The organism is Pseudomonas sp. HMSC08G10 (assembly GCF_001808425.1).
GTDB classification, from domain to species: Bacteria; Pseudomonadota; Gammaproteobacteria; order Pseudomonadales; family Pseudomonadaceae; genus Aquipseudomonas; species Aquipseudomonas guariconensis.
Map to the genome: position 1 here is coordinate 110882 of NZ_KV793331.1, position 12951 is coordinate 123832.

Consider the following 12951-nt stretch of genomic DNA (forward strand, 5'->3'; position numbering starts at 1 on the left):
CACTTACCTCAGTTTCAGGGTGGCAAGGCCGATCAGCACCAGAATCACGGTGATGATCCAGAATCGGACGATCACCCGCGGCTCGGGCCAACCCTTGAGTTCAAAATGGTGATGGATCGGCGCCATGCGGAACACCCGCTTGCCGGTCAACTTGAAGGAGGCCACCTGGATCACCACCGACAGGGTCTCCATGACGAACACGCCGCCCATGATGAACAGGACGATTTCCTGGCGAACGATGACGGCGATGGTGCCCAGCGCAGCGCCCAGCGCCAGCGCGCCGACGTCACCCATGAAGACTTGGGCCGGGTAGGTGTTGAACCACAGGAAGCCCAGGCCGGCACCGATCAGCGCGCCGCAGAACACGATCAGCTCACCTGCCCCCGGTACGTACGGAATCAGCAGGTATTCAGCGAACTTAACGTTGCCGGACAAGTAGCAGAAGATGCCCAGGGCGCCGCCGACCATCACGGTTGGCATGATCGCCAGGCCATCGAGGCCGTCGGTCAGGTTGACCGCGTTGCTCGAGCCGACGATGACGAAATAGGTCAGCACGATGAAGAACGCGCCCAGGGGAATGGTGAGGTCCTTGAGCATCGGCACGATCAGGGTGGTCTCGACGCTGGTCGGTGCGGTGGTGTACAGGAACACTGCCGCGCCCAGACCGAACACCGATTGCCAGAAGTACTTCCAGCGGCTCGGCAAGCCACGGGAGTTCTTCTCGATCACCTTGCGATAGTCGTCGACCCAACCGATGGCGCCGAACAGCATGGTCACGATCAGTACGACCCAGACGTAGCGGTTGGTCAGGTCGGCCCACAGCAGTGTGCTGATGCCGATGGCAGACAGGATCAGGGCACCGCCCATGGTAGGGGTGCCGGATTTGGACAGGTGCGATTGCGGGCCGTCGTTACGGACAGCCTGACCGATCTGGCGGATCTGCAGGGTGCGGATCATCCACGGCCCGAGCCACAGCGCCAGGGACAGCGCGGTCAACACACCCAGGATCCCGCGCAGGGACAGGTACTGGAAGACCGCGAAGCCCTTGTAGAACTGTTGCAGATACTCGGCCAACAGCAGCAGCATTAATGTTTCTCCCCGCTGGGACCGCACAAGGCCGCCACGACGTTTTCCATCGCAGCGCTGCGCGAACCCTTGATCAAGATAGTGGTGTCACTGGCAGTCTCGGCGCGAACGGCATCGATCAGCTCAGCCTGGGTGGTGAAATGGCGGCCATTGGCGCCGTACGCCGCGACCGCGTGGGCCATGTTGGTACCCACCGCGTACAGGGCGTCGACCTTGCCGCGGGCGTAGTCACCCACCTGACGGTGGCCTTCTTCTGCCCATTGCCCCAGTTCACCGATATCCCCGAGCACCAGGACGGTGCGTCCGGAAAAGCCGGCGAGTATATCAATGGCAGCGCACATCGAGGTGGGATTTGCGTTGTAGCTGTCGTCGATCACACGCACACCGTTGGCGGCGATCTGGGCAACGGTGCGGCCTTTGACCGGCTGGACTGCCTCCAACCCGGCTGCAATGCCCTCCAGGCTCACGCCCAAGGCATGGGCAGCGGCGGCGGCGGCCAGCGCGTTGCTGACATTGTGGGTGCCCAGCAGGTTCAGTTGCACCTTCACCGAGCCTTGCGGCCCGTTCAAGGTGAAGGACGGGCAGCCACGGGCGTCGCGCCCGATGTCGCTGGCGTGGAAATCAGCCTGAGGATTGTCCAGTGCAAAGCTGAGGATGCGGTGCTGGCCGGCGCGCTTGCGCCAGACCTCGAAGGCTTTGTCGGCCAGATTAAGGACAGCCGTGCCGCCCTCGCCCAGGCCCTCGAGGATCTCGCCCTTGGCCTCGACGATCTTCTCGGGACCGCCGAATTCGCCAACGTGGGCGGTTCCGGCGTTGTTGATGATGACCACCTGAGGCTGAGTCAGGCCGACGGTATAACGGATCTCACCGATGCGCGAGGCGCCCAGCTCGATCACCGCAGCACTGTGCTCCGGGGATATTTCCAGCAAGGTCAGCGGTGCGCCGAGGTCGTTGTTCAGGTTGCCCCGCGTGGCCAGTACCAAGCCACGCGTGCGCAGGATGCTGGCCAGCAGCTCCTTGACCGTGGTCTTGCCGCTGGAACCGGTGATGGCCGCGACCGGCTTGTCGAAGGCAGCGCGGTTCAGGGCGCCGAGCCGGCCCAGGGCGAGCCGGCTGTCGGCAACCACCAGCTGTGGCAAGTCGACACCTTCCACTTCGCGCTCCACCAGCGCAGCCACGGCGCCCTTGGCCTTGACGTCAGCCAAATAGTCGTGGCCATCGAAACGCGGCCCGGCCAGAGCGACGAACAACTGTCCGGCCCCCACGGTGCGGCTGTCGATGCTGACGCCGCTGAAGCTCGCATCGGCACCGACATGGCGTGCCGCGAGCGGCGCGACCAGCTGGCTGAGTGTCATGGGCTTAAGCATGTGGAGCCTCCCAGGCTGCAAGTGCCTTCTCGGCCTCGACCAGATCGGAGAAGTCATGGCGTTCGCCATTGATCTCCTGATAATCCTCATGCCCCTTGCCAGCGAGGACGATGACATCGTCGGCGGCAGCGGTGGCGATCAGATGTGCGATGGCATCGCCTCGACCGGCGACGAATTCGACGTCGGCAGGCTTGGCGAAACCAGGGCGAATATCATCGAAGATCCGCTGCGGGTCTTCAGTACGCGGATTGTCGTCAGTGACCAGCACGCGGTCAGCCAGGCGCTCGGCCACTTCCGCCATCAACGGACGCTTGCCGCGATCACGATCGCCACCGCAGCCAAACAGGCATAGCAGGCGACCATGGGCGTGCGGGCGCAGGGCTTCGAGGACCTTTTCCAGCGCATCGGGCGTATGGGCGTAATCGACCACCACCAGCGGCTTCTCGCCACCACCCAGGCGCTGCATGCGCCCGATGGGGCCCTGCAGCTGCGGGGTGACCTTCAGGATTTCATCCAACGGGTAGTCCAGCGCGAGCAGGGTGGCCACCGCAGCGAGCATGTTGCTCAGGTTGAAGCGGCCCAGCAGACGACTGCGCAGCGCATGCTCGCCCTGCGGGGTCACCAGCACCGCACGCACACCGTCGTCATCAAAGCGGGCTTGTTTGCAGAACAACGTGGCGGCCGGATCCAGCAGGCTGTAGCTGATCAGACGGGACTCGCCGTGGCTTTGGGCCAGGCGACAACCGAACTCATCGTCCAGGTTGACCACGCGGCAACGCAGGTCCGGCCAGGCGAACAGCTTGGCCTTGGCAGCCTCGTAGGCCTCCATGCTGCCGTGGTAGTCCAGGTGATCACGGGACAGGTTGGTCATCACCGCGATGTCGAATGCCAGTGCCGCGACACGGCCCTGCTCCAGGGCGTGGGACGACACTTCCATGGCCACGGCCTTGGCGCCGCCATGCTTGAGGTCGTTCAGGGTCGCCTGCACGGCGATCGGGTCAGGTGTGGTCAGGCGGCCGCTGCGCAGCTCGCCATAGAAACCAGTGCCCAGCGTGCCGATCAGCCCGCAGCGCTGCCCCAGGGCATCGAGGGCCTGGGCCACCAGCTGGGTAACGCTGGTCTTGCCGTTGGTGCCGGTGACACCCACCAGATCCAGCTGACGGCTTGGTTCGCCATAGAACCGCCCGGCGATTTCCGACAGTTGGCCAATCAGGCCGCGCACCGGAATCAGCGGCGCCTCGGTGATCGGCAGAACGCTCGCTCCCTGCTCTTCATAGGCCACGGCGGCGGCGCCGCGGGCCAAGGCATCGGCGATGTGCTCGCGGCCATCGACCTTCGCCCCGGGAACAGCCAGGAACAGATCGCCCGGCCGCACCTGGCGACTGTCGAGCGTCAGCTCGCGGATCAGTGGATCGCGGCTGGCATGGGCGAAAAGCTTGCTCAATGGCATTGTCATCAACCACGCCCTCCATTGGCGGGTACTGCGCTGGCCTGCTGGGTCGCGGGTGGCGGCAGGTTGTCTGGCGGAACGTTCATCAGGCGCAGGGTGCCCGACATCACCTTGCTGAATACAGGCGCCGAGACCAGGCCACCGAAATAGCCACCTTTGCTCGGCTCATCGATGACCACCACGATGGCGTAGCGCGGGTCGCTCATCGGACCGAAGCCTGCGAACAGCGAACGGTAGGCGTTTTCGGTGTAGCCCTTGGAGCCGACAGTGGCCTTACGCGCGGTACCGGACTTGCCACCCACGTGATAGAACGGCACCTGGGCACGGAACACCCCACGCGGGGCTTCGATGACCTGCTGCAACATGGCCTGGACGGTTTCGGCGGTGTCGGCCGGAATCGCCTGTACGGCCTCCGGCGCTTTGTCGACCTTGAGAATCGACAGCGGCACCATCTTGCCGTCGTTGGCAATCGCCGCGTAGGCATGCACCAACTGCAGGGCCGTCACCGAAACGCCATAGCCGTAGGACAGGGTAGCGGTCTCGGCCTTGCGCCATTCGCGGTGGTTGGGCAGATTGCCGACACGCTCGCCCGGGAAGCCCAGGCCGGTGTACTGGCCCAGGCCGACTTGGGACATGACCCGATAGATCGCCTCGCCACCGATGTCGAAAGCAATCTTGCTCATGCCGACGTTACTGGAGTTGATCAGGATGCCGGTCAGGTCGAGGATCGGCCCCTCGCTCTTGGACACGTCCTTGATGGTGTAGCGGCCAATCTGCAGGCTGCCCGGATACACTTCGACCTTGTCGGTGGGTTTCCAGCGGCCGCTCTGCAGGGCCGCACTCATGGAGATCGGCTTGACAGTGGAGCCCGGCTCGAACACATCGATGATCGCCCGGTTGCGCATGGCCGCCGGGAACATGCTGCGGCGGTTGTTCGGGTTGTAGGTCGGCTGGTTGACCATCGCCAGGACCTCGCCGGTCTTGACGTCCATGATCACCAGGCTGCCGGCCTTGGCTTCCTGCTCGGCGATGGCATTGCGCAGCTCACGGGTGGCCAGGTATTGCAGGCGCAGGTCGATGGACAACGCCAAGGTCTTGCCGGCCTTGGCGTTCTTGGTGACCTGGATGTCCTTGATCAGCCGACCACGCCGATCCTTGATCACCTGGCGTTTGCCAGGCACCCCGGCGAGCCACTCGTCATAGGCCAGCTCGACCCCTTCGCGACCATGGTCGTCCAGGTCTGTGAAGCCCACCATGTGCGCGGTGACATCGCCCGCCGGATAGAAGCGGCGGAACTCTTCCATGCCGTAGACGCCCGGCACCTTGAGGTCGAGCACCTGCTGGCCCTGCTCCGGCGTCAGCCCGCGGACCAGGTAAATGAATTCTTTGTTGGCTTGCTGGGTCAGGCGCTCGGTCAGTTGCTGAGCGTTCTGCCCAAGCGCGGCAGCCAGTTGTGGCCAGCGATCACGGGCAACCTGCATTTCCTTGGGGTTGGCCCACAGGGTGGTGACCGGCGTACTGACGGCCAACGGCTCACCGTTGCGGTCGGTAATCAGGCCACGGTGCGCGGGAATAGGAATATGACGCAGGCTGCGGGCATCGCCCTGGCCCTTGAGGAAGTCACGGTCGATCACCTGAAGGTCGATGATGCGCCAGGCGATGGCGCCGACCATCAGCGCCAGCAAAGCGATCACAACCCGGAAGCGCCAGGGGTAGAGTGCGCCTTCGAGCTTCATCATGGCGCCACCATCCGCACTTCGTCAGCGGCCGGCACACGCATTTTCAGTTGCTCGCTGGCCAGGTTCTCGATACGGCTGTGGGCGGTCCAGGTGCTTTGCTCGAGGATCAACCGCCCCCACTCAGCCTGGGCCTTGTCGCGCTCGTTAAGCTCGCCATAGAGGGTGTTGAGCAACTGGCGGTTCCAGTGGGCGCTGTAGGACACGGCGATCGCCGACACCAGCACACCGATAAACAGCAGAAGCATCAGGAAGCTTCCACCTGGCAAAGGTTTGGCAAACAGCCGGCTCACCGCAGCTTCTCCGCCACCCGCATCACGGCACTGCGTGCGCGCGGGTTGGCCTGAAGCTCTGCATCGGAGGCGAACTGCGCCTTGCCGATCAGGCGGATCCGGGGTTCGAAGACCTTGTGCTGCACCGGCAGATTGCGCGGCAAGTTGTCTGCCTCGCCCTTGGCCAGCTTGCGCATGAACAGCTTGACGATGCGGTCCTCGAGCGAATGGAAGCTGATCACCGCCAGCCGGCCACCGACTTCCAGCGCCTCGATTGCAGCCTCAAGGCCGGTCTCGAGATCGCCCAGTTCGTTGTTGACGTGAATACGCAGCCCCTGGAAGGCGCGGGTGGCGGGATTCTTGCCCTTTTCCCAGGCAGGGTTGGCGACCTTGAGCACTTCGGCAAGGTCACCCGTGCGAGTGAACGGCTGCTGCTCTCGGCGCTGCACGACGGCGCGCGCCATGCGCTTGGCGAAACGTTCCTCACCGTATTCTTTGAAGACCCGGGCGATTTCGTCTTCGGGGGCGGTGGCGATGAACTCGGCGGCGCTGATGCCCTGGTCGGGATTCATGCGCATGTCCAACGGGCCGTCATTGAGGAAACTGAAGCCACGCTCGGGGTCATCCAATTGCGGCGAGGAGACGCCCAGGTCCAGCAGAATGCCGCTGACCTTGCCATCGAGGCCACGCTGCGCGACTTCATCGCCCATCTCGGCAAAGCTGCGCTGCACAATGACAAAGCGGCCGTCTTCGGCCGCCAGCGCTTGCCCTGTCGCAATCGCTTGTGGATCTTTGTCGAAACCCAGCAACCGTCCTTGCGGCCCGAGCTTGCTGAGAATAAGACGGCTGTGCCCACCCCGCCCGAAGGTGCCATCCAGATAGCAACCGTCGGCGCGCAGGGCCAATGCCTCGACAGCCTCGTCGAGCAGCACGGTGATGTGGTTGAAGCCGCTATCTATCGTCACAGGATCAGGTCACGCAAATCATCGGGCATGGCGCCCGGTTGTTGAATAGCTGCAAGGTCGGCTGCCGAAACCGCGTTCCAGGCATCCTCATCCCACAGCTGGAATTTGTTCAGTTGCCCCACCAGCATCGCCTTCTTATCGAGCTTGGCGTATTCGCGCAGGCGGGGCGGCACCAGGAAACGACCACTGCCATCGAGCTCCAGGTCCACCGCATTGCCGATCAGCAAACGCTGCAGGCGGCGGTTTTCCTCACGCAACGACGGCAAGGCACGCAACTTGGCTTCGATCTGTTCCCACTCATCGAGGGGATAAACACACAAGCAGGGGTCTACTGCGTCAATGGTCACGATCAATTGACCATTGCAACGCGAATCGAGCTCGTCACGGTACCGACTCGGCATGGCGAGTCGGCCCTTTGCATCGAGGCTGACGGCGTTGGCTCCGCGGAACACGGCTGCGATTCCCCACTGAGGTTAGCTTTATTTGGTCAGAAAACCCACTTCATCCCACTTTCTGCCACTTGCGCACACTATAGGAATCCGTCCGCCACACCGTCAAGGCACGTTCATAAGGAAATCCCTTACAGGACGGCGATTTAGCGCAACAAAGGAAGGAGGAACGAATACCAGCGAAGAAATTTGGCGAGAAAAATCAAAGACACGCGGACAGATGCAGCGTGAAGTTAAAGTGATTTATTAAGAGTAAGAATTTTTCGGTATTACCAGGACATATCTGCTATCGATTCAAGCAGGGAAGGAGGAAGGTGGAGAGTCGATCTGTAAGCCGGGTTCTGTCGAGGACAGTCATTCCTCTACGACGGCCATCACTGGACGCCTTTAGCAACCTACCCGGTTCCGACGCGGGCCACGCCGTAAGGAACCCTATTTGGTCTTGCTCCGAGTGGGGTTTACCTAGCCACGAACTGTTACCAGTCGTGCGGTGCGCTCTTACCGCACCTTTTCACCCTTACCGGCACCGAAGTGCTTAGGCGGTTGTTTTCTGTGGCACTTTCCGTAGGCTCGCGCCCCCCAGGCGTTACCTGGCACTCTGCCCTATGGAGCCCGGACTTTCCTCCCCCCTCTTTTGCGGAACAAAAGAAGGCAGCGACTGTCCGATCGACTCTCCGCCGACAAGGTTAACGGCAGGCGCGCTCAAGAACAAGTGACGCACCAAAGAATATCAATTTGCCACTATTTGGCTTTCTGTTTTTCCAGGGCAAATTGATAGAGCAAGTTCTTGCGAACGCCAGTGATTTCCGCCGCCAGCGCAGCCGCGCGCTTGAGCGGCAACTCCGCCAGCAACAGGTCGAGCACCCGCTGCGCTTCGCCGCTGATGGCTTGTTCATCCTCAGGTGCGCTCCAACCACCGACCAACACCACACACTCACCGCGCTGCTGATTGCTGTCGCCCTCGACAAAGGCGCGCAACTCACCCAGCGGCAACCCCTTGAGGGTCTCGAAGGTCTTGGTCAGCTCACGCCCCAGCACTGCCGGGCGATCCGCACCGAGCACCGCCTCCATGTCCTCCAGGCATTCGAGGATGCGGTGCGGGGCTTCATAGAAAATCAGGGTCCGCGGCTCCTCCTTGACCAGCTCGAGCCGGGCCCGGCGACCCGCCGCCTTGGCCGGCAGGAAGCCTTCGAAAATGAATCGGTCCGACGGCAGCCCCGCCGCCGACAACGCGGCGATCAATGCGCAGGCGCCGGGCACTGGCACCACCTGCACCCCTGCCGCACGCGCCTGGCGCACCAAGTGGTAGCCTGGATCGGAGATCAGCGGCGTACCGGCATCCGATACCAAGGCCACGTCGTCTCCCGCCAGAAGCCGAGTGATGAACCGCCCGCCTTCATCTCGCTCGTTGTGTTCGTGGCAAGCTGCCAGTGGAGTGTCAATACCGAAATGCTGAAGCAGGCGCACCGAGTGACGGGTATCTTCGGCAGCGATCAGCGCCACATTCGCCAGGACCTTGAGGGCCCGGGCACTCATGTCGTCCAGATTGCCGATCGGCGTGGCGACGACATAAAGCGTGCCCATCATGGATTTCGAAGCCCCTGCAACATCAGTCACTGCGCACACCTGTCTTGTGGATCAAAGGCGCCATTGTAGCCCGAGCACCCGCAACAGCGCGCAAAGAACTTCACGGACCTGCTCCTGCAGACGACCTATAGTGAAGGATTCCACGTCAGCAACATCGCGCCCCGGCCGACGCTTGGGTACAATTGCCGGCCACCTTGATCGAGTAACAGGACTTTTACATGATCGCTTGCCTGCGGCTGTTCACAGCCCTCTGCTTCGCTGCCCTGCTGGCAGCTTGCGCCAGCTCGCCCTCATCCAGCCTGGGTGAACTGCCGCGCACCCCGGATGCCAGCATCGAGCAACTGCTCGACAAGGCAGCCACCAGCAAGTCCGCGGAAGATGCCGCGCTCCTGCGCCTTAGCGCCGCCGACCTGGCCTACAAGCAGAAGGACTACCCACGCGCCGCACGCATTCTCGAGCAGGTCCCGATGGACTCGCTCAAGCCTGCCCAACAAGTGTTCGCCAGCACCTTGGCCGCCGAGCTCGCCATGAGCCGAAACCAGCCCAAGGCGGCCCTGACCGCCCTCTCCCATCCGAGCCTGCAACGCCTGGACGAACTGCCAAAGGACCAGCAGGCACGTACCTACAGCGTCCACGCCGCCGCCCTGGAGGCCGACGGCCAGACCCTGGCCGCCGCCCAGCAGCGTGTACTGCTTGCCCCGCTGCTCAGCGACAAGGCCGCTGCCGCGAACGACGACGCCATCTGGGCCCTCGTCGCCTCGCTGCCGGCCGAGCAGTTGCAACAACCTGCCAGCAACGAAACCCTCGCCGGCTGGACCAGCCTGGCGCTGGCCGTCAAGCGTGCCGGCACCCTGGAGCAACAACAGGCAGCCATCGATACCTGGCGCGATCAGCACCCGGATCACCCAGCCGCCAAGCAACTGCCGCAGGCCCTGGTCAAACTGAAGGAACTTGCCAGCCAGCCGCTGACCAAGATCGCCCTGTTGCTGCCTCAGGAAGGCCCATTGGCCGGCGTTGCCCGCGCCCTGCGTGACGGCTTCATGGCCGCTCACTTCCAGGCTCAGCAGTCCGGCCAACCTGCGCCGGCCGTACAGGTCTTCGACAGCTCGCGCATGACCTCGCTCGACGAGTTCTACCGCCAGGCCCAGGCCGCCGGTGTACAGCTGGTCGTCGGCCCGCTGGAAAAACCCTTGGTGAAAAAGCTCGCGGCTTACCCGCAACTGCCGATCACCACCCTGGCGCTGAACTACGCCGATGCCGGCCAGAAAGCACCGCCACAACTGTTCCAGTTCGGTCTTGCCGCCGAGGACGAAGCCCGCGAAGTCTCCCGCCGCGCCCGGGCCGACGGCATGGTTCGCGCCGTGGCACTGGTGCCAAGCGGCGAATGGGGTGACCGCGTGCTGGCCGCCTTCCGTAAGGACTGGGAGAGCCATGGCGGCACCCTGCTGGCCGCCGAACGCATCGCCCAGCCGGTCGCCCTCGCCCAGCAGATCGCCGAGCTCTTCCAACTGCGCCAGAGCGAAGGTCGCGCCAAGAGCCTGCAGAGCACTGTAGGCGGCACCATCGCCGCACAACCGTCGCGTCGCCAGGACATCGACTTCATCTTCCTCGCCTCTACCCCGCAACAGGCGCAGCAGATCAAGCCGACCCTGAACTTCCAGTACGCCGGTGACGTTCCGGTCTACGCCACCTCGAACCTGTACAGCGCCAGCGGCGACGTGAACCAGTACAACGACATGAATGGTATCCGCTTCTGCGAAACCCCGTGGTTGCTCGACTCCACCAACAGCCTGCGCCAGCAGGTGGTTCAGCAGTGGCCTCAGGCCGCAGGCAGCCTCGGCCGCCTGTACGCCATGGGTGTCGACGCCTACAGCCTGGCGCCGCGCCTGAACCAGCTCAAGGCCCTGCCCGACAACCGAGTCGAGGGCCTCTCCGGCAGCCTGACCATGAACCCCAGCCAGCGCGTCGAACGCCAACTGCCCTGGGCCGAGTTCTCTGGCGGCCAAGTCAAGCGCCTGCCGGATACCCCTCGCTGATGCCCGACGCATCGCCTGCCAGCGCAGGCCAGGCTGCGGAAAACCACGCCCTCGCGTTTCTTCGAGGGCAGGGTTTACAGCTGCTGGCGCGTAACTGGCGATGCAAGGGTGGCGAGCTCGATCTGGTCATGCTCGACGCCGATACAGTAGTATTCGTCGAAGTCCGCTACCGGTTGCATGCGGCCTTCGGCGGAGCCGTCGGGAGCATCGACACACGCAAGCAGAAGCGACTGGCGCTAGCCGCCAACCTGTTCCTGCAGAAGGAGCCTCGCTGGGCCGATCAGCCCTGCCGCTTCGACGTTGTCGCCCTGCAGGGCAGCCACCACGCGGGCCAACCGCTGCAATGGCTGAAAAACGCCTTCGAATGCTGAACCCATTCCGATTTTTTAGCTCTATGTTTCGCGGGCTGGTTCCTGTCGCGCGTCGCGCTGGCCACCGCCCCTCTTAAGGTCACACCAGATGGACATGCAATCCCGAATTCGCCGGCTGTTCCAGGCCAGCATCGATACCAAGCAACAGGCGATGGACATCCTGGCACCTCACATCGAGCAGGCCAGCCTGGTCATGGTCAATGCCCTGCTCAACGAGGGCAAGATGCTCGCGTGCGGCAACGGCGGCTCGGCAGGCGATGCCCAGCATTTCTCCTCGGAGCTGCTCAATCGATTCGAGCGTGAACGCCCGAGCCTGCCAGCCATCGCCCTGACCACCGACAGCTCGACCCTCACGTCGATCGCCAACGACTACAGCTACAACGAGGTCTTCTCCAAGCAGATCCGTGCTCTGGGCCAGCCCGGGGATGTATTGCTGGCGATCTCTACCAGCGGCAATTCCGCCAACGTGATACAAGCGATCCAGGCTGCGCACGACCGTGAAATGATCGTCGTGGCACTGACCGGGCGCGACGGTGGAGGCATGGCCTCGCTGCTGCTGCCTGAAGACGTGGAGATTCGCGTGCCGTCGAACGTCACCGCGCGAATCCAGGAAGTCCACCTGCTGGCGATCCATTGCCTGTGCGACCTGATCGACAGCCAACTGTTCGGGAGTGAAGAATGAACCCCAAGCGCCTCGGCCTGATGGCCCTGACCCTGTGCCTGAGCATCTCGGGTTGCAGCTCGGTACTGACCTCCACCCGCAACTCGCCCATCGAGGACGATCGCGGCACCCGCACCATCGGAAGCAAGATCGATGACTCGCTGATCGAGACCAAGGTTTCGGTCAACATCGCCAAAGCCAATGCCGACCTAGACAAGGGCTCTCACATTGTCGTCAGCAGCTACAACGGCATCGTCCTGTTGGCCGGCCAGACCCCTCGTGCAGACCTCAAGAGCCTGGCCGAACAAACCGCCAGCCAGGTCCAACGCGTCAAGAAGGTCCACAACGAGCTGCAGGTCATGCAGCCGTCCTCGATCCTCGCCCGCAACAACGACGCCTGGCTTACCACCAAGATCAAGGCCCAGATGCTGGGCGATGCCAATGTGCCCAGCACCCGCATCAAGGTGATCACGGAGAACGGCATCGTCTATCTGCTGGGCCTGGTGACCCAAGGGGAAGCCAACGCCGCCACCAACGTGGTACAGGGCGTGTCGGGTGTGCAGAAGATCGTCAAGCTGTTCGAGTACATCGACTGACCCACCTGGCAGCGTAACGCCTGACCGCGATACAAGCCCGCTCCTGCAGTGATCCCCCTGCGGAGCGGCACCTGCCCCAAGATTCGTTCCACCCCTCGTTATCCTCAGGAAGTACCCATGAAGAAGTCCCTGCTGTCCGTCCTCGCAATCGGCGCCTTCGCCGCCCTGGCCGGCTGCTCGACCCCAAGCCAGATCACCCTCAACGATGGCCGTGAAATCCAGACCGTCGACGCACCGAAGTTCGACAGCGATGCTGGCTTCTACGAGTTCGAGCAACTGGATGGCAAGCGCACCCGCGTCAACAAGGACCAGGTCCGCAGCATTCAAGACTTGTAAGCCAAGCCCTGAAGCCAATAAAAAAGGCGATCCATCTGG

The 12951-nt window shown here is 63.2% G+C and carries 13 protein-coding genes and 1 other RNA gene; 5 read left to right on the plus strand and 9 right to left on the minus strand.

Annotated elements, in window-relative coordinates:
* Nucleotides 1-3 precede the first annotated feature (3 nt).
* The 9 genes from mraY to rsmI form a co-directional block, all read right to left on the minus strand.
* Nucleotides 4-1086, minus strand: a complete 1083-nt coding sequence (gene mraY, locus HMPREF3173_RS20475) for a phospho-N-acetylmuramoyl-pentapeptide-transferase (protein WP_043207506.1) — start codon at nt 1084-1086, stop codon at nt 4-6.
* A complete protein-coding gene (murF, locus tag HMPREF3173_RS20480; protein ID WP_070576184.1) occupies nt 1086-2453 on the minus strand; it encodes a UDP-N-acetylmuramoyl-tripeptide--D-alanyl-D-alanine ligase in 1368 nt (455 codons plus the stop codon). The genes mraY and murF overlap by 1 nt, the downstream gene beginning before the upstream one ends.
* On the minus strand, nt 2446-3909 hold the full coding sequence (locus HMPREF3173_RS20485; RefSeq protein ID WP_070576186.1) for a UDP-N-acetylmuramoyl-L-alanyl-D-glutamate--2,6-diaminopimelate ligase: 1464 nt from the start codon (nt 3907-3909) through the stop codon (nt 2446-2448). Before HMPREF3173_RS20485 ends, murF begins: the two co-directional genes overlap by 8 nt.
* On the minus strand, nt 3909-5639 hold the full coding sequence (locus HMPREF3173_RS20490) for a peptidoglycan D,D-transpeptidase FtsI family protein (protein WP_167358096.1): 1731 nt from the start codon (nt 5637-5639) through the stop codon (nt 3909-3911). Before HMPREF3173_RS20490 ends, HMPREF3173_RS20485 begins: the two co-directional genes overlap by 1 nt.
* Nucleotides 5639-5932, minus strand: a complete 294-nt coding sequence (ftsL, locus tag HMPREF3173_RS20495) for a cell division protein FtsL (protein ID WP_043207496.1) — start codon at nt 5930-5932, stop codon at nt 5639-5641. The genes HMPREF3173_RS20490 and ftsL overlap by 1 nt, the downstream gene beginning before the upstream one ends.
* Nucleotides 5929-6876, minus strand: coding sequence for a 16S rRNA (cytosine(1402)-N(4))-methyltransferase RsmH (rsmH, locus tag HMPREF3173_RS20500; RefSeq protein ID WP_070576189.1), 948 nt, complete (start codon nt 6874-6876; stop codon nt 5929-5931). The genes ftsL and rsmH overlap by 4 nt, the downstream gene beginning before the upstream one ends.
* On the minus strand, nt 6873-7328 hold the full coding sequence (gene mraZ / locus HMPREF3173_RS20505; RefSeq protein ID WP_011535546.1) for a division/cell wall cluster transcriptional repressor MraZ: 456 nt from the start codon (nt 7326-7328) through the stop codon (nt 6873-6875). The genes rsmH and mraZ overlap by 4 nt, the downstream gene beginning before the upstream one ends.
* A gap of 311 nt (nt 7329-7639) precedes the next feature.
* An RNA gene (rnpB, locus tag HMPREF3173_RS20510) (RNase P RNA component class A) lies at nt 7640-7999 on the minus strand.
* 67 nt (nt 8000-8066) lie between these two features.
* Nucleotides 8067-8909, minus strand: coding sequence for a 16S rRNA (cytidine(1402)-2'-O)-methyltransferase (gene rsmI / locus HMPREF3173_RS20515; protein WP_177343707.1), 843 nt, complete (start codon nt 8907-8909; stop codon nt 8067-8069).
* Nucleotides 8910-9130: 221 nt separating this feature from the next.
* Here rsmI and HMPREF3173_RS20520 point away from each other — a divergent pair, with 221 nt between their 5' ends.
* The 5 genes from HMPREF3173_RS20520 to HMPREF3173_RS20540 all read left to right on the plus strand — a co-directional run bounded on the left by HMPREF3173_RS20520 (nt 9131) and on the right by HMPREF3173_RS20540 (nt 12912).
* A complete protein-coding gene (locus HMPREF3173_RS20520) occupies nt 9131-10948 on the plus strand; it encodes a penicillin-binding protein activator (protein WP_070576196.1) in 1818 nt (605 codons plus the stop codon).
* Nucleotides 10948-11319, plus strand: coding sequence for a YraN family protein (locus HMPREF3173_RS20525; RefSeq protein ID WP_070576199.1), 372 nt, complete (start codon nt 10948-10950; stop codon nt 11317-11319). The genes HMPREF3173_RS20520 and HMPREF3173_RS20525 overlap by 1 nt, the downstream gene beginning before the upstream one ends.
* Before the next feature lie 88 nt (nt 11320-11407).
* Nucleotides 11408-12001, plus strand: a complete 594-nt coding sequence (locus HMPREF3173_RS20530) for a phosphoheptose isomerase (RefSeq protein ID WP_043207486.1) — start codon at nt 11408-11410, stop codon at nt 11999-12001.
* On the plus strand, nt 11998-12576 hold the full coding sequence (locus HMPREF3173_RS20535) for a BON domain-containing protein (protein WP_043207483.1): 579 nt from the start codon (nt 11998-12000) through the stop codon (nt 12574-12576). The genes HMPREF3173_RS20530 and HMPREF3173_RS20535 overlap by 4 nt, the downstream gene beginning before the upstream one ends.
* A gap of 117 nt (nt 12577-12693) precedes the next feature.
* The gene (locus HMPREF3173_RS20540) at nt 12694-12912 is read left to right on the plus strand and encodes a YgdI/YgdR family lipoprotein (protein WP_043207481.1); all 219 of its coding nucleotides are present in this window, start codon (nt 12694-12696) and stop codon (nt 12910-12912) included.
* The last annotated feature ends 39 nt before the right edge of the window (nt 12913-12951 follow it).